This window comes from Streptomyces sp. NBC_00414, from assembly GCF_036038375.1.
Classification (GTDB): Bacteria; Actinomycetota; Actinomycetes; order Streptomycetales; family Streptomycetaceae; genus Streptomyces.
This window is the reverse complement of sequence record NZ_CP107935.1, coordinates 7,330,263-7,347,414: the sequence shown is the minus strand read 5'-3', so window position 1 is coordinate 7,347,414 and position 17,152 is coordinate 7,330,263. Positions and strand designations below refer to the sequence as shown.

The 17,152-nt window shown below is 72.2% G+C and carries 11 protein-coding genes; 9 read left to right on the top strand and 2 right to left on the bottom strand.

From position 1 onward, the window contains the following. The first annotated feature begins 53 nt into the window (after positions 1–53). Entirely contained in the window at positions 54–1,253 is a 1,200-nt protein-coding gene (locus OHS59_RS31915; RefSeq protein WP_328496807.1) for a bifunctional adenosylcobinamide kinase/adenosylcobinamide-phosphate guanylyltransferase, read from the top strand. Here OHS59_RS31915 and OHS59_RS31910 read toward each other — a convergent pair. Further along, on the bottom strand, positions 1,243–2,469 hold the full coding sequence (locus OHS59_RS31910) for a class I SAM-dependent methyltransferase (RefSeq protein ID WP_328496806.1): 1,227 nt from the start codon (positions 2,467–2,469) through the stop codon (positions 1,243–1,245). The two genes, OHS59_RS31915 and OHS59_RS31910, sit on opposite strands and share 11 nt — an antisense overlap. A gap of 200 nt (positions 2,470–2,669) precedes the next feature. Between OHS59_RS31910 and cobT the strand changes: the two genes are divergently transcribed. Both cobT and OHS59_RS31900 read left to right on the top strand, forming a co-directional pair. After that, positions 2,670–3,743 (top strand): nicotinate-nucleotide--dimethylbenzimidazole phosphoribosyltransferase, encoded by a 1,074-nt coding sequence (cobT, locus tag OHS59_RS31905; RefSeq protein WP_328496805.1) that lies wholly within the window; start codon positions 2,670–2,672, stop codon positions 3,741–3,743. 344 nt (positions 3,744–4,087) lie between these two features. Further along, entirely contained in the window at positions 4,088–5,857 is a 1,770-nt protein-coding gene (locus OHS59_RS31900; RefSeq protein ID WP_328496804.1) for a phosphatidylglycerol lysyltransferase domain-containing protein, read from the top strand. A gap of 16 nt (positions 5,858–5,873) precedes the next feature. On the opposite strand, the gene OHS59_RS31895 is transcribed toward OHS59_RS31900, so the two are convergent. Next, positions 5,874–6,641 carry a hypothetical protein gene (locus OHS59_RS31895; RefSeq protein ID WP_328496803.1) on the bottom strand — a complete coding sequence of 256 codons (768 nt, stop codon included), beginning with the start codon at positions 6,639–6,641 and terminating at the stop codon, positions 5,874–5,876. Between the two features lie 83 nt (positions 6,642–6,724). On the opposite strand from OHS59_RS31895, the gene OHS59_RS31890 reads away from it, so the two are divergent. From OHS59_RS31890 to aceE, 6 genes are all read left to right on the top strand, one after another. Next, on the top strand, positions 6,725–7,555 hold the full coding sequence (locus OHS59_RS31890) for an adenosylcobinamide-GDP ribazoletransferase (RefSeq protein ID WP_328496802.1): 831 nt from the start codon (positions 6,725–6,727) through the stop codon (positions 7,553–7,555). A 338-nt stretch (positions 7,556–7,893) separates the two neighbouring features. Next, positions 7,894–9,435 carry a leucyl aminopeptidase gene (locus tag OHS59_RS31885; protein ID WP_328496801.1) on the top strand — a complete coding sequence of 514 codons (1,542 nt, stop codon included), beginning with the start codon at positions 7,894–7,896 and terminating at the stop codon, positions 9,433–9,435. Between the two features lie 268 nt (positions 9,436–9,703). Further along, the gene (gene lpdA / locus OHS59_RS31880; RefSeq protein WP_328496800.1) at positions 9,704–11,092 is read left to right on the top strand and encodes a dihydrolipoyl dehydrogenase; all 1,389 of its coding nucleotides are present in this window, start codon (positions 9,704–9,706) and stop codon (positions 11,090–11,092) included. A 68-nt stretch (positions 11,093–11,160) separates the two neighbouring features. Further along, positions 11,161–13,020, top strand: a complete 1,860-nt coding sequence (gene sucB, locus OHS59_RS31875; protein ID WP_328496799.1) for a 2-oxoglutarate dehydrogenase, E2 component, dihydrolipoamide succinyltransferase — start codon at positions 11,161–11,163, stop codon at positions 13,018–13,020. Positions 13,021–13,494: 474 nt separating this feature from the next. Next, on the top strand, positions 13,495–14,136 hold the full coding sequence (locus tag OHS59_RS31870; RefSeq protein ID WP_328496798.1) for a GntR family transcriptional regulator: 642 nt from the start codon (positions 13,495–13,497) through the stop codon (positions 14,134–14,136). A gap of 297 nt (positions 14,137–14,433) precedes the next feature. After that, positions 14,434–17,139: a pyruvate dehydrogenase (acetyl-transferring), homodimeric type gene (gene aceE / locus OHS59_RS31865; protein ID WP_328496797.1), complete on the top strand. Its 2,706-nt coding sequence runs from the start codon at positions 14,434–14,436 to the stop codon at positions 17,137–17,139. The last annotated feature ends 13 nt before the right edge of the window (positions 17,140–17,152 follow it).

Genomic DNA, 17,152 nt, shown 5'->3' with positions numbered 1-17,152 from the left:
CTTCTGCACCCCCTGGCGGGCACGAGCCGGGCCGACGCGGGAAAATCGGCTCCGTGGAAGTGACTCTGCTTGGTACCGGCGGGCCCATGGGGCTGCCCAGGCCCGATTGTTCGTGCGCCGTCTGCGCGGTGGCGCTCGGTGCGGACGCCCGGGCGGCCACCGCGCTCCTGGTGGACGGGACGCTGCTGCTCGACCTGACGCCCGGGGCGGCCTTCGCCGCGGCCCGGGCCGGGCATTCGCTGAGCGGGGTGCGCCAGGTCCTGCTGTCGCATCCGCACGACGGGCCCGCCGTGGAGGTGCCGGCGGGGCTGCCGCAGCCGGGGCGGGTGCCGGACGGCCGGGAGCTGACGCTGCTGACGGGGCATCGGGTACGGGCGCTGTCGATGGACGCGCCGGGCACCGGGTACGCGGTCACGGGCCCGGACGGGCAGCGGCTGCTCTATCTGCCGCCGGGCGCGGCCCCCGCGGGCCTGGACGAGACGACCCCGACGTACGACATGGTGGTCGGCGATGTCGTCGGGCGGCCGGACGCGCTGGCCCGGCTGCGGCTGGTGGGCGCGGTCGGGCCCGCCACCGACGTGATCGCGGTGCACCTCGACCACGACGCGCCGTCGGGCCGGGAGCTGCGGCGGCGCCTCGCGGCGGCCGGGGCGCGGACGGTGCCGGACGGCAGGACGCTGACCGTCGGGGTGTACGAGGACGTGCCCGACGTGCCGCGCCGGACGCTGGTCCTCGGCGGGGCCCGGTCGGGCAAGTCGGTGGAGGCGGAGCGACGCCTCGAAGCCTTCCCGGACGTGCTGTACGTGGCGACGGGCGGCGCGCGCAACGGGGACGGGGAGTGGGCGGCCCGGGTGCACGCGCATCGCGAGCGGCGCCCCGGCTCCTGGCGTACCGCCGAGACCTGCGACCTCGTGCCTGTCCTGAAGGAGGACGGGCCCGCGCTGCTCATCGACTGTCTGTCCCTGTGGCTGACGGACGCGATGGACTCCGCGAACGCGTGGGACGACGCCGAGTGGGCAGGCGGCGGCGAACGCGCGCTGCGGGCACGCGTAGAGGAGCTGACGGCCGCCGTCCGCGAGTCCCGGCGCACGATGGTCGCCGTCTCCAACGAGGTCGGCTCGGGCATCGTCCCCGCCACCCCCTCGGGCCGCCGCTACCGCGACGAGCTGGGCCGCCTCAACGCGGCGTTCGCGACCGAGTGCGAGCACGTGCTGCTGGTGGTGGCGGGCCAGGCGCTCACGCTCAAGGGATGAGGCTGTCGGGCCCCTCGGCGACACGGGGCCCGCGCGGGTTCTTGCGGGCGATGATCCGGTACGCGTTCGAGAAGCGGGTGCGGCGCAGGAGCGGGGCCAGGGCGTGGTCCAGCACGAAGGCGGAGGCGAGCAGCGGAGTGGCCGCCCGGGTGAGGGCCGTCCGCAGGGTGCGCTGCAGGTCGGTCGGCGGAGCGGGCCGCCACGGCTCGTCCCCGCCGGGCAGCCGGTTGCCGATGGCCAGCGCCAGGGCGCCGGTCAGGTCGTACGGCACATGCGGCTCGCGGCGGTCGGTGGAGACGACCGAGCAGCCCAGCGCGTCGAGCTCGTCGAGCAGGTTGCGCAACGGCATGAGGTGGAGGTGCTGCGGCTGGCAGTACGACACCCACCACTTGCCGAGCAGCGCGCCGAACGCGCAGTCGGGGTCCGGGACTTCGACGAGCAGGTGCCCGCCGGGGCGCAGCACGGCGAGCGCGGCGCGCAGTTCCTCGCGCGGGTCGGGACTGTGCTCCAGGTGGTGGAACATGCTGACCACGTCGTAGCGGGCGCGCAGCCGGCCGACCAGGTCGGGCAGCCGGCCGCGGTGCGCCTCCTCGATCCGGCCCGCGTCCCGGGCCTTGTCGACGCGCGAGGTGGGGTCGAGCCCGTCGAAGGACGTGTACGTGAACAACTCCTTGGCCGCCGCCGGGAAGTGGCCGTGGCCGGTACCGACGTCCAGCCAGCTCTCCGGCTCGGGGAACGGGAGCATCGCGCGGGCGGCGGCCTCGTGGCGCCGACGGCCGGCCCGGGAGCGCAGGGTCCGCTCGGCGAAGCCCTCGTGCTCCGCCCGGCCGTCCTGGCCGCCGTGCCCCTCTTTCCCCTCCCCGCCCTCCTGGCTCTCGTGGTTCTCGTGGTTCTCGTAGAAGTCCCGGTAGTAGAAGGCGAGGCCCTCGGTGGTCAGGCGGGGGTTCTGGAAGGCGTGGGCGCAGTCCTCGCACTCGTCGACGACGAAGGTGCCGGGCTTGTGCTGGAGCAGGTCCGGGGTACGCAGCCGGGTGCGCAGCCGCTCCGAGCCGCACCAGGGGCAGTCGGGTCTGCGCGGCTCGTGGAAGTGATCGGTGCCCTGCGCCAGCTCGCCCAGGTACACGGCGCGGCGTTGGGAGACGGTCAGCGGCGCGGGGGCTGCTCCGGGCGTGGGGGGCGGGACAGGCGTGGGCGGTGTGGCGGGTGTGGGGGGCATGGTCTGTCTGCTCCTGCCGGTCCGACGGGGTAAGACCCTGTAGAGGCTGATATGAGCCGCTACCAGCTGATACAAACCGGTATGACAATCCACTGCAAACCGGAACACAAGGGATCACCGCTCCCGACGCGGCAACCGGGTGCGGTCGACTGACCGCCCGTCAGGATCCCGGCCGGATCACTGCCGGTACTGTTCGGCGAATGAGCTCGCTTAATCTCGACGACTTCACCGACCTGATCGAGCGCCCCGACGGTGGCGTACGCCGTGACGCCGAGGCGCGCCGGGAGCGTCAGGTCGTGCCGCCCGGGTCACTGGGGCGCCTGGACGAACTCGGTGAGTGGCTGGCCGCCGCGCAGGCGGCCGTGCCGGTGCGGGCGATCGAGCGTCCGCGTGTGGTGCTGTTCGCGGGCGACCACGGGGTCGCCGGACTGGGCGTCTCGGCGCGGCCCGCGGGGAGCGCGGACGAACTGGTGCGCTCCGTGCTGGACGGCGGCAGTGCCGTGTCGGTACTGGCCCGGCGCTTCGGGGTGCCCGTGCGGGTGGTGGACATGGCACTCGACTGCGAGCCCGGGAGCCTGCCCGACGAGGTCGTACGGCACCGGGTGCGGCGCGGGTCCGGGCAGATCGACGTGGAGGACGCGCTGACCCTGGAGGAGGCGGAGGCCGCGTTCCGCGCGGGGGTCGCCGTCGCGGACGAGGAGGCGGACTCCGGGACCGACCTCGTCGTGCTCGGGGACGTGAGCGTCGGCGGGACGACCGCGGCGGCCGTGCTGGTGGCGGCGCTGTGCGGGACCGACGCGTCGGTGGTGACCGGGCGCGGTGGGCGGGCCATCGACGACCTCGCCTGGATGCGCAAGTGCGCGGCGGTCCGCGACGCGCTGCGTCGTGCTCGTCCGGTGCTCGGGGACCAGTTGCAGCTGCTCGCGACGGTGGGTGGGGCCGACCTCGCCGCGATCACCGGGTTCCTGCTGCAGAGCGCGGTGCGGAAGATGCCCGTCGTGCTCGACGGGGTGGTGTCCGCGGCCTGTGCGCTGGTCGGGCAGCGGGTCGCCTTCCGGGCGCCGGACTGGTGGCTGGCGGGGCAGGCCAGTGGGGAGCCGGCGCAGGCGAAGGCGTTCGACCGGATGGCGCTCGAACCGCTGCTTTCGCATGGGGTGACTGTCGGGGAGGGGGCGGGGGCGTTGCTCGCACTGCCCTTGGTGCAGGCTGCTGCGGCGCTCGCGGCGGAGTTGCCGTTGGCCTCCGCGGGTCCCGAGGGCCTGGAGGCCGAATAGGGGCTGCGCCGCGGGGGGGGGGTTGGGGGGTGCGGGTCCGTGGGGGCTGGCCGCGCAGTTCCCCGCGCCCCTGAAAGCCCCGGTGGGGGTTGGCCGCGCCGTTCCCCGCGCCCCTAAAAAAGCACTGGTGCGGGCCGGCTCGGGTGACCCGCGCAGTTCCTCGCACCCCTAAAAAAACACGGGTGCGGGTCGGCGGGGGTCACCCGCGCCGTTCCCCGCGCCCCTAAAAAACACGGGTGCGGGCCGGCTGGGGTCACCCGCGCCGGGGCGCAGGTGCGTGGCGCGCGGGCCGTTCCGCCGCGGAGGCGGTCCGGCGGCACGGGTGCCCCATATGATCCACTTTCATGGGAAGCGCCCGATTCACCGTCGCGCACAAGCCGGACGCGGCCGCGACATTCGCCGTGTGGTACCTCCGCACCGTCGCGTTCCTCAACTTCCTGAGCGCCGTATGGGTCTCCCTCGGCCAGGACGTGCGGCGCCACAACACCGAGGACTACTTCACCCCGTACCTGCTGACCGCCGGCTTCGCGTCAGGCGTGTTCACCATGTTCCTGGCGATCACGATGCGCCGCCGCAAACGAGCCGCCTGGATCCTCAACCTCGCCCTCAGCGGAGCGTTCCTGCTGCTGTTCGCCTTCGCCATGGTCTTCCCGGAGGTCCGCCGGTACCCCCAGAACTGGATCTCCCTCGCCCTGACGGCCGCGTTCGTCGCGTCCCTGATCATCGGCCGCAGCGCGTTCTACGCGAAGGGCGACCGCTCGAACCCCAGGCTCGCGGCGGCCGTCGGCGTCGGCGGGCTCCTCGTCTGCTCCCTGCTGGCCGCCCTCCTGGTGACCGTCACCAACCACGCCGACGACGCACACCTGTCGACCTTCACCGACCGCTGGCGCTACGGCACCCTGCGACTGATCTCGGTCGCCGCCGACGACTCCCGCTTCCCCGGGATCACCACTCCCAACTGGGTGAACGTCGCCATCAACGTACTCAGCACCCTGCTCGTCCTCGCCGTCCTCTACGCGGCCTTCCGCTCCCGCCGCGTCGTCGACCCGCTCACCGCGGACGACGAGGAACGACTGCGGACGCTGCTCGACCGGCACGGAGACCGGGACTCACTCGGCTACTTCGCGCTGCGCCGCGAGAAGAGCGTGGTGTGGTCGCCGACCGGCAAGGCGGCCGTCCCCTACCGGGTCGTGGGCGGCGTCTCGCTGGCCTCCGGCGACCCCATCGGCGATCCCGAGGCGTGGCCCGGCGCCATCGAGCCCTGGCTCTCCGAGGCGCGCGCCCACGGCTGGATCCCGGCCGTGATGGGCGCGAGCGAGGAGGCCGGGACCGTCTACGCCCGGCACGGTCTCGACGCGCTGGAACTCGGGGACGAGGCGATCGTGGAGACCGCCGAGTTCACCCTCGACGGGCGGGCCATGCGGACCGTCCGCCAGGCCTACAACCGCGTACAGCGGGCGGGCTACCGGGTACGCGTCCGGCGGCACGAGGACATCCCGGCCGACGAGATGGCGTACCTCCTCGAACGCGCGGACGACTGGCGGGACGGGGCGACCGAGCGCGGCTTCAGCATGGCGCTGGGGCGGCTCGGGGACCCGGGCGACGGGCGGTGCGTGATGCTCGAATGCCGCGACGGCGGCACCGGGGAGGCAGCGGCGGAGGGCGAGTTGAGAGCCGTGCTCTCCTTCGTGCCCTGGGGGCCCCGCGGGCTCTCCCTCGATCTGATGCGGCGGGACCGGGACGCCGAGAACGGGCTCATGGAGTTCATGGTCATCCAGCTCCTCCAGCAGGCGCCCGGGATCGGGATCACGCAGGTCTCGCTCAACTTCGCGATGTTCCGTTCCGTCTTCGAGCGCGGCGCGCGCCTCGGCGCGGGGCCGGTGCTGCGGCTGTGGCGCTCACTGCTCAGCTTCTTCTCGCGCTGGTGGCAGATCGAGTCCCTGTACCGCGCCAACGCCAAGTACCGGCCCATCTGGGAGCCACGGTTCCTGCTCTTCGAGAAGAGCGCCGACCTGCCGCGCATCGGGCTCGCCGCCGCCCGCGCGGAAGGGTTCCTGGAGGCGCCGGGCCTGCCGAAGTGGCTGCACCGCAGGCGTCTGGACTCGCGCGGGTGAGGTGAGCGGACACGGGTCAGGGGCGTCCGGGCAGGGAGCGGGCCGGTTCCGGGTCGGGCTTGCCGCCGATCAGGTCCTGGAATCTGCGGCGGGGTCCCGCCCAGCGGCGGTCGTGGTGGTAGGCCCGCAGCCGGGCCCTGGCCCGGGCGCGCGGCCGTCGCCGATAGAAGCGCCTGGCCCAGGGTGACGTGGGGCGGGCCAGCCGGAGCGCGCCGACGAGGGCGACCAGCGGGACGATGACCCCGAAGATCGCCATTCGGGCCTTGCCCTTGCTCAGGGCCATCAGCGCGAAGAGGAAGTTCATGCCGATGCTCAGGACGACGCCGGCCCGGTCGTGCAGTTCGTCCTCGGTGAGGTCGTTGACGCCGAACGGCAGGAAGCCGCTGAGCATCAGGCCGACCAGGGCCGCCGTGACCACCACGACCTCGACGCTCTTGCGGCCTTCCTCGCTCCAGTAGACGTCGTCGAGGTGCAGGATCAGCGCGAACTCGTCGAGCACCAGCCCCGCGCCCATCCCGAACACCACGGCGAACGCCGCCGAGCCGAAGCCGTGCCGGTCGCTGCCCACCGCGCCGAACCCGCCGATCACGGTCAGGACGACCCCGGGGACGACGTGATGGATGTGCAGACCACCCGCCTTGACGTTGCCGAACGGGCCCTTGCCCGCCCGGATGAGCCGGACCACGATCCGGGTGATCACGAAGGTGAGGACGAAGGAGGCCAGCGCCAGCAGCAGCGGCAGCTTTCCCGGCTCGATGATGTTCCGTGTCCACCAATGCCCCATGTGCGCACTTTATCCATGACTGCCATGAGCGTCTCCCGGTCGCCGCCCGAGCGCCGCCCGAGCGCCCCGGGTAGCCTGCGCCGGTGTCCACGCCCCCGCCCACACCGCCGCCCGCTCCCCCGCCCGGGACCTCCGCGGCACCCTGGACCGACGGACTCCGCTTCGCCTTCGGCACGCTCACGGTCTTCCCCGTCGCCGTACACCGCTGGGACCGAGGGGCCGCGCGCGCCGGGATGCTGAGCGCGCCCGTCGCCGGTCTCGCCGTGGGCGCCCTGGCCGCCGCGACCGGACTGTTCCTGCTGGTGCTGGGGGCGGGCCCGCTCCTCGCGGCCGTGGCGAGCGCCGCCGTGCCCGCCGTCCTCACGCGCGGCCTCCATCTCGACGGGCTCGCCGACACCGCCGACGGCCTCGGCAGCGGCAAGCCCGCCGAGGACGCGCTGCGCATCATGAAGCAGTCGGACATCGGACCGTTCGGGGTCATCACGCTGCTGTTCGTCCTGCTCGGGCAGGTGGCGGCGCTCTCCCAGGCGTACGAGGGGTCCTGGGCCCGGGGCGCCCTCGCTGCCGTCGTGTCCGCGACCGCCGGCCGTCTCGCCCTCACGCTGGCCGCGCGTACGGGGGTGGCGGCCGCCCGGCCCGAGGGGCTGGGGGCGGTGGTGGCGGGCACGGTTCCCGTACGGGGTGCCCTGCTGGCGGCTGTGGTGGTGGCTGTTGCGGCGGGTGGGGCGGGGGCGCTGCTCGGGACGTACGGCGTTCTCGGTTCCGTCCTGGCCGTCCTGCTCGGCTGCGGTGCGGCCGAGCTTCTGCTGCGGCACTGCACGCGACGCCTCGGTGGTGTGACGGGGGATGTCTTCGGCGCGCTCGAAGAGACCGCCTCGACGGTGGCTCTGGTCGCCTTCTGCCTCTTCGCCTAGCGGCGGGCCTTCTTCGCCCCCGCCGCCCCTACCCGTCCCGTCACTGACCTCGGGGGCGCTGCCCCCGAACCCCCGGTCCTCAAACGCCGGACGGGCTGAGATGTCCCCGGACCGGCGGACATCTCTCAGCCCGTCCGCGAATCTTTTAGCCCGTCCGGCGTTCGAGGACGAGCGTGTCAGCGCGACAGGGGGTCTGGGGCGCAGCCCCGGGGGCGACCCCCCACTGGTGGGAGCTAAACGCGGCACCGCGCGTAGGCTCGTGCGTGGGAATCCGAACGCCCGGGCCGACCTCACCCCTGACGGCCTCAGCAACTCAACGGAAGCGAGATTTCACCACCGTGACTGCTCTCACTCTCAGCACCGCCGCGGCGCCCGGTCTGCGCACCGACGCGATCGTCGTCGGTGTCGCCAAGGTCACCGGATCCAAGTCCGGGGACCTTGTTGTCGCACCGGGCGCCGAGGCCGTGGACAAGGCGTACGACGGCAGGCTCGCCGGCGTTCTGGAGACCCTCGGCGCCTCGGGCGGCGAGGGCGAGGTGACGAAGCTGCCGGCACCGTCCGGCTTCAAGGCACCGCTCGTCCTGGCGGTCGGCCTCGGCGCCCTCCCGGAGAAGGACGGCTCCTTCTCCGCGGAGACGCTGCGCCGCGCGGCCGGCGCCGCCGCCCGCGCCCTGGCCGGCACCAAGAAGGCCGCGTTCGCCCTGCCGATCTCGGACGCCGCGGACGCGGGCGCCGTCGGCGAGGGTGTGCTGCTCGGCGCGTACGCCTTCGACACGTACAAGGAGACCGCCGAGAACGGGAGCGGCGCCAAGAACGGCAAGGCCCCGCTCGGCGAGGCCGCGCTGCTCGGCGGCAAGCCCCGCGACAAGGCGTTCAAGGCGGCCGTCGAGCGCGCCACGGCCGTGTCCGAGGAGCTGAACCGCGCCCGCGACCTCATCAACACCCCGCCGAACGACCTGAACCCGGAGGCCTTCGCCGCCGTCGCGCAGGCCGCGGCCAAGGAGCACGGCATCAAGGTGCAGGTGCTCGACGAGAAGGCCCTCGCCAAGGGCGGCTACGGCGGCATCCTCGGCGTCGGCGCCGGTTCCGCGTCCGCGCCCCGCCTGGTGAAGCTGTCGTACACGTCCTCCAAGGCGAAGAAGCACCTCGCCTTCATCGGCAAGGGCATCACCTACGACTCGGGCGGCATCTCGCTCAAGCCCGCCGGGCACAACGAGACGATGAAGTGCGACATGAGCGGTGCGGCGGCGGTCTTCGCGGCCGTGGTCGCCGCCGCGCGTCTGGGCCTTGAGGTCAACGTGACCGGCTGGCTCGCGCTGGCCGAGAACATGCCCTCCGGCTCCGCCACCCGTCCGGGCGACGTGCTGCGCATGTACAGCGGCAAGACCGTCGAGGTCCTCAACACCGACGCCGAGGGCCGGCTCGTCCTCGCCGACGCGCTCGCCAAGGCGTCCGAGGACAAGCCCGACGCGATCGTCGACGTGGCGACCCTGACCGGCGCGATGATGCTGGCGCTCGGCAACCGCACGTTCGGGATCATGGCCAACGACGACGCCTTCCGCTCCGCCGTGCACGAGGCGGCCGAGGAGGTCGGCGAGGCCGCCTGGCCGATGCCGCTGCCGGACCACCTGAAGAAGGGGATGGACTCCCCGACCGCCGACATCGCCAACATGGGCGAGCGCTACGGCGGCGGCCTCGTGGCCGGGCTCTTCCTGAAGGAGTTCGTCGGCGAGGGCATCACCTGGGCTCACCTCGACATCGCCGGGCCCGCCTTCAACGAACAGGGTCCGTTCGGGTACACGCCCAAGGGTGGTACGGGGTCCGCCGTGCGTACGTTGGTCCGGCTCGCCGAGCTGACGGCTGCGGGGGATCTGGGCTGACGCCCGCCCCATGATCGAGCCCGCACCCGCTCCACGGCGGGTGCGGGCCGTATGCGGCTGATCGCACGGTTCCCCGCGCCCCTGACGGGGCTCGTGTGATCGATCAGACGTCCCACAGCGCAGCCCGGCGTCCCGCCTGTCGTCGACAAGTGCGAAGATGGGCTCGGCAGGACAGGGCCCATTCACAGGGCCGAAGGAAGAGCGGCCACACCAGCCGCCGCCCGGTCACTGGAGACCGGCGCCGGCGCACATGCATGGAGGACGTGACGTGGCGAACGACGCCAGCACCGTTTTCGACCTAGTGATCCTCGGCGGTGGTAGCGGCGGCTACGCCGCGGCCCTGCGCGGAGCGCAGTTGGGCCTGGACGTCGCCCTGATCGAGAAGAACAAGCTCGGCGGCACCTGCCTGCACAACGGCTGCATTCCCACCAAGGCCCTGCTGCATGCCGGCGAGATCGCCGACCAGGCACGCGAGAGCGAGCAGTTCGGTGTCAAGGCCACCTTCGAGGGCATCGACATCGCCGCCGTCCACAAGTACAAGGACGACGTGATCAGCGGCCTCTACAAGGGCCTGCAGGGCCTCGTGGCCTCCCGCAAGGTGACGTACATCGAGGGTGAGGGCCGTCTTTCGTCCCCCACCTCCGTGGACGTCGGCGGGCGGCGCGTCGAGGGCCGTCACGTGCTCCTGGCGACCGGCTCCGTGCCGAAGTCGCTGCCGGGCCTGGACATCGACGGCAACCGCATCATCTCCTCGGACCACGCGCTGACGCTGGACCGCGTCCCGCAGTCCGCGATCGTGCTGGGCGGCGGTGTCATCGGAGTCGAGTTCGCCTCCGCGTGGAAGTCGTTCGGCACCGACGTCACCGTGATCGAGGGCCTCAAGCACCTCGTCCCGGTCGAGGACGAGAACAGCTCCAAGCTTCTTGAGCGCGCGTTCCGCAAGCGCGGCATCAAGTTCAACCTCGGCACCTTCTTCGACAAGGCCGAGTACACGCAGGACGGCGTCCGCGTGACCCTCGCCGACGGCAAGACCTTCGAGGCGGAGATCCTCCTGGTCGCCATCGGCCGCGGCCCGGTCTCCGCCGGTCTCGGTTACGAGGAGCAGGGCGTCGCGACGGACCGCGGCTACGTCCTGGTCGACGAGTACATGCGCACCAACGTGCCGACCGTCTCGGCCGTCGGTGACCTCGTCCCGACGCTCCAGCTCGCGCACGTCGGCTTCGCCGAGGGCATCCTGGTGGCGGAGCGTCTGGCCGGTCTCAAGACCGTCCCGATCGACTACGACGGCGTGCCCCGGGTGACGTACTGCCACCCTGAGGTCGCCTCCGTCGGCATCACCGAGGCCAAGGCCAAGGAGATCTACGGTGCGGACAAGGTCGTCGCTCTGAAGTACAACCTCGCGGGCAACGGCAAGAGCAAGATCCTCAAGACCGCGGGCGAGATCAAGCTCGTCCAGGTCAAGGACGGCGCCGTGGTCGGCGTCCACATGGTCGGCGACCGTATGGGCGAGCAGGTGGGCGAAGCCCAGTTGATCTACAACTGGGAGGCGCTGCCCGCCGAGGTCGCGCAGCTCATCCACGCTCACCCGACGCAGAACGAGGCGATGGGCGAGGCCCACCTCGCTCTCGCGGGCAAGCCGCTGCACTCGCACGACTGACCGACCCTCGGTCGATACAACGCCGCGACGACACAGACTTCCGCAATTCGTAAGGAGCAACCGAAACCATGGCGGTTTCCGTAACCCTTCCGGCGCTCGGCGAGAGCGTCACCGAGGGCACTGTCACCCGCTGGCTGAAGGCCGAGGGCGAGCGCGTCGAGGCCGACGAGCCGCTGCTTGAGGTGTCCACCGACAAGGTCGACACCGAGATCCCCTCCCCCGCAGCCGGCGTACTCGCCTCCATCAAGGTCGCCGAGGACGAGACCGTCGAGGTCGGCGCCGAGCTGGCCGTCATCGACGACGGCTCCGGCGCCCCCGCCGAGTCCGCCCCGGCCGCCGAGCCCGCGCCCGCTCCCGCCGCCGAGGAGTCCGCTCCGGAGCCGGCCCCGCAGACCACCCCGTCCACCGAGACCGACGCTCCGGCGCCGGCCCCGACCGCCGAGGCCGCCTCCGGCGGTGGCGGCGCCGAGGGCACCGACGTGGTGCTTCCGGCGCTGGGCGAGTCGGTCACCGAGGGCACCGTCACCCGGTGGCTCAAGGAGGTCGGCGAGTCCGTCGAGGCCGACGAGCCGCTGCTCGAGGTCTCCACGGACAAGGTCGACACCGAGATCCCGGCGCCCACCTCCGGTGTGCTGCTTGAGATCGTGGTCGCCGAGGACGAGACCGCCGAGGTCGGTGCCAAGCTGGCCGTCATCGGTGCCCCCGGCGCGGCTCCGGCCGCGGCGCCCGCTCCGGAAGCTCCGGCTCCGGCGCCCGCCGCCGCTGCCCCGGCCCCGGCAGCTCCCGCCGCTCCGGCCCCGGCAGCTCCCGCCGCTCCGGCCCCGGCTGCTCCGGCTCCGGCCGCCCCCGCCGCTCCGGCTCCGCAGGCGCCCTCGGCTCCCGCACCGCAGCAGCAGACGGCTCCGGCACCCGACCCGGCTCCGGCCGCGCCGGTACCGGCTCCCGCTCCCGTCACCCCGGCCGCGGCGCCCGCCGCGACCTCCGGTGACGACGGCGCGTACGTGACCCCGCTGGTGCGCAAGCTCGCCGCCGAGAACGGCGTCGACCTGGCCACCGTCAAGGGCACCGGCGTCGGCGGCCGTATCCGCAAGCAGGACGTCATCGCCGCCGCCGAGGCCGCGAAGGCCGCCGCCGCGAAGCCGGCTCCGGCCGCCGCCTCGGCCGCGCCGAGCGCCGGCAAGAAGGCTCCGACGCTGGAGGCCTCTCCGCTGCGTGGCCAGACCGTGAAGATGCCCCGCATCCGCAAGGTCATCGGCGACAACATGGTGAAGGCCCTGCACGAGCAGGCCCAGCTGTCCTCGGTCGTCGAGGTCGACATCACCCGGCTGATGAAGCTCCGCGCGCAGGCGAAGGACTCCTTCGCGGCCCGCGAGGGCGTCAAGCTCTCCCCGATGCCGTTCTTCGTGAAGGCGGCGGCCCAGGCGCTGAAGGCCCACCCGGCCGTCAACGCCCGGATCAACGTCGACGAGGGCACGATCACCTACTTCGACACCGAGAACGTCGGTATCGCGGTGGACTCCGAGAAGGGCCTGATGACCCCGGTCATCAAGCACGCGGGCGACCTCAACATCGCCGGTATCGCCAAGGCCACCGCCGAGCTTGCGGGCAAGGTCCGGGCGAACAAGATCACCCCGGACGAGCTGTCCGGCGCGACCTTCACCATCTCCAACACGGGCTCGCGCGGCGCGCTCTTCGACACGATCATCGTGCCGCCGAACCAGGTCGCGATCCTGGGCATCGGTGCCACGGTGAAGCGTCCGGCCGTCATCGAGACGGACGAGGGCACGGTCATCGGTGTACGTGACATGACGTACCTGACGCTGTCCTACGACCACCGTCTGGTGGACGGCGCGGACGCGGCGCGGTACCTGACCGCGGTCAAGGCGATCCTTGAGGCGGGCGAGTTCGAGGTCGAGCTCGGCCTGTAGGCTCCGCGCCCCCGTAGTGCACAACGAGGTGCCCCTGTCCGGCTCGCCGGACAGGGGCACCTTCGCGTTGGCAGCGCCCCTGGAGGGAGGGCGGGGCTGTGGCTCGGCGGTGTGCGGGGTGGGCGTGGGCCGGTGGGACCGTTCGCGCGGTTCCCCGCGCCCCCAAAGACGGAAGCCGGGGCGCAGCCCCGCTTCCGAGGGGCGCGGGGAACTGCGCGGCCCACCCCGCCCAGCCACACCTGGCAAAGGAGCGAGCTGAGACTCGGCCCGCTCTTCAGGGGCGCGGGAATCGCGCGGCCCGCCGGGACGGCCCCGTCCCGCTCTCCAGGGGCGCGGGGAACTGCGCGAACACCCCCGCCCGGCCGACCCCAGCGGAGCGCCGTGGCTCATCTCACCTGCGTCAAAGCACCCCGCGCACCCCTCCCCCACAGGCACACGGCCTTATTGTCTAAAGGTCAAAACGAAGGAGCCCCCATGACCGCGCCCGTCGTCCACTCGCTCCGCGAGCAGATCCGCGAGCACATCGTGGAGGGGATCGTCAGCGGCCGCTGGAAGCCGGGCGAGCGGATCGTGGAGCGGCGGATCGCCACCGAGCTGGAGGTCAGCCAGACGCCCGTACGGGAGGCCCTGCGGGAGCTGGAGTCGCTGCGGCTGATCGAGTCGGCCCCCAACAAGGGCGTTCGCGTACGGAACCTGACCGCGGCCGACCTGGAGGAGAGCTACCCCGTCAGGGCCGGTCTGGAGGCCATCGCGGCCGAGCTGGCCGCCGAGCGTCTGTCGGCCGACTGCTCGGCCCTGGAGCCGCACGTGTCCGCCCTGTACGAGGCCGACCGCAGGGCCGACGGCACGGGCCAGGTCCGTCACACGGTGGGCTTCCACCGCGAGCTCGTACGGGCCGCGGGCAACTCCGTGCTGCTGCACACCTGGGAGGGCCTGGGCATCGAGGTCTTCACGGCCCTGTCGATCCGCTGGCTGGGCACGGTCCAGCAGTCGTACGCGGAGGAGCACGAGGCCCTCGTGGAGGCGTTCCGGCGCCGGGACCCGCTGATCGCGGAACTGGTGAAGGCACACGTACTGGGGTGTGCCCCCAGGACGGGCAGCGAGCCCGTTTCCTAGGTGCATCGAACCAGCGGAGCGCGACCCCGCTCATAAGTACCCCGTCGGAGTACCGACAGCCCGCCCCACCTGCGAAAACAAGGCACCCCGTGCCCATGGTCAAGGCACCGCGTGCCTACTTTCTCGTGATCAAGAGGTTTTGCCCTTCAACCCTTTGATCGATCATCGATCAACGAGTTACAGTCATCGGCGGGCTCCCACCAGAGCCCGCCGCCCTGTCCTGCCAAAGACCAAGGGCACCTCCCGACACACCCCTTGCCGACGAGGGAACCCCCTCCGCATCCGGAAGGCGGCGCAATGACCGACCCCACCGCTATCCAGCCGAGCGAGCTCGACCAGCTCCCGGACCGCGACCCCGAGGAGACCGCCGAATGGCAGGCCTCGCTCGACGCCGTCACCAAGGCGGCCGGGCCGCACCGTGCCGCGTATCTGATGCGCCGCACGCTGGAGCGCGCCGAGGGCAACGGACTCGCGCTGCCCAAGCTGCTTGAGACCGACTACGTCAACACCATCCCGACCGCCGCCGAGCCCACCGTGGACGGCGACGAGGAGATGGAGCGCAGGATCACCGCGTGGAACCGCTGGAACGCGGCCGCGATGGTGACCCGCGGCGCGAAACACGGCGTCGGCGGCCACATCGCCACCTTCGCCTCCGCGGCCTGGCTCTACGAGACGGGCTTCAACCACTTCTTCAAGGGCAAGGAGGCCGACGGGTCCGGCGACCAGCTCTACATCCAGGGCCACGCCTCCCCCGGCATCTACGCCCGCGCCTTCCTCGACGGCCGCCTCACCGAGGCGCACCTCGACAACTTCCGCCAGGAGGCGGGCGGCAACGGCCTCCCGTCGTACCCGCACCCGCGGCGCCTGCCCTGGCTGTGGGAGTTCCCGACGGTGTCGATGGGCCTCGGCCCGCTCTCGGCGATCTACCAGGCGCGCTTCAACCGCTATCTCACCAACCGCGGCATCAAGGACGTCTCGGCGTCCCACGTGTGGGCGTTCCTCGGTGACGGCGAGATGGACGAGCCCGAGTCGACGGCGGCACTCGCACTCGCCTCCCGCGAGGGTCTGGACAACCTGACCTTCGTCATCAACTGCAACCTGCAGCGCCTCGACGGTCCGGTCCGCGCGAACTTCAAGATCGTGCAGGAGCTGGAGGCCCAGTTCCGCGGCGCCGGCTGGAACGTCGTCAAGTCGCTGTGGGGCAACGCCTGGGACGAGCTGTTCCGGCTCGACACCACCGGCGCCCTCGTCCGCCGCCTCCGTCAGGTCCCGGACGCGCAGGTGCAGACGTACCAGACGCGTGACGCCGCCTACATCCGCCAGGACTTCTTCGGCGGGGACCCGGCGCTCGTCGAGCTGGCGAAGCTGCTCAGCGACGACAAGATCCTTGAGTGTTTCCACCTCTCCCGCGGTGGCCACGAGGCGCGCAAGGTGTACGCCGCCTACAAGGCCGCCGTCGAGCACAAGGGCGCTCCGACGGTCATCCTGGCCCAGACGGTCAAGGGGCACACCCTCGGCGAGGGCTTCGCGTCGAAGAACGCCAACCACCAGATGAAGAAGCTGTCGACGGACGAGTTCAAGCAGATGCGTGACCTGCTGGAGCTGCCCATCAAGGACAGTGACTTCGTCGACGGCGTGGTCCCCTACGGCCACCCGGGCGCCGACTCCCCGGAGGTGCGCTACCTCCAGGAGCGCCGCGCGGCCCTCGGCGGCCCGGCCCCGGCCCGCCGTACGCAGCCGCTGCCGCCCCTCCCCGCCCCCGCCGACAAGGCGTTCGCGGCCTTCGACAAGGGCTCCGGCTCGCAGAACGTCGCGACGACCATGGCCTTCGTACGCCTGGTCAAGGACCTGGTCCGCGACAAGACGTCCGGTAAGCGCTGGGTGCCGATCGTCCCCGACGAGGCGCGCACCTTCGGCATGGAGAGCCTCTTCCCGTCGCTCGGGATCTACTCCCCCAAGGGCCAGACGTACGAGCCGGTCGACCGTGACCAGCTGATGTATTACAAGGAGGCCAAGGACGGCCAGATCCTCAACGAGGGGATCACCGAGGCCGGCTCCATGGCGGACTTCATCGCCGCGTCCACCGCGTACAGCACGCACGGCGAGACGATGATCCCGTTCTACATCTTCTACTCGATGTTCGGCTGGCAGCGCACGGCCGACCAGATGTGGCAGCTCGGCGACCAGTTGGGCCGCGGCTTCCTCGTCGGCGCCACGGCCGGCCGTACGACGCTGACGGGCGAGGGCCTGCAGCACGCCGACGGGCACTCGCCGGTCATCGCGGCGACGAACCCGGCCGCGCTGTCGTACGACCCTGCGTTCGCGTACGAGGTCGCCACGATCGTCAAGGACGGTCTGCGCCGGATGTACGGCGAGGCGGCCCCGGGCGAGGACCAGAACGTCTTCTACTACCTGACCGTCTACAACGAGCCGATCCCGCAGCCCGCGAAGCCGGCGGTCGGCGGTATCGACGAGGGCATCGTCAAGGGCCTCTACCGCTTCAACACGGCGGAGTCGGCGGGCGTCCAGGTCAACGCCGCCAACGCGGCGCGCATCCAGCTGCTGGGCTCCGGCACGGCGATCCACTGGGTCCTGGAGGCGCAGAAGCTGCTCGCCGAGGAGTGGGGCGTGGCCGCGGACGTCTGGTCCGCCACGTCCTGGACGGAGCTGCGGCGGGACGCGCTGGAGGCCGACGCGGCGCTGCTGCGCGGCGAGGACCGGGTGCCGTACCTGCGGCAGGCGCTGCAGGGGGCCGAGGGGCCGGTGCTCGCGGTGTCCGACTACATGCGGCAGGTGCCGGACCAGATCGCGCAGTGGGTCGAGCAGGACTACTCGTCGCTCGGTGCGGACGGGTTCGGGCTTTCCGACACGCGTGCGGCGGCCCGTCGTCACTTCGGTGTCGACGCGCAGTCGATCGTCGTGGCCGCGCTCGCGCAGCTCGCTCGGCGCGGCGAGGTGCCCGCATCCGCGGTGAAGGAAGCCCGCGCGAAGTACGGCCTGTAATACCTCTCCACCC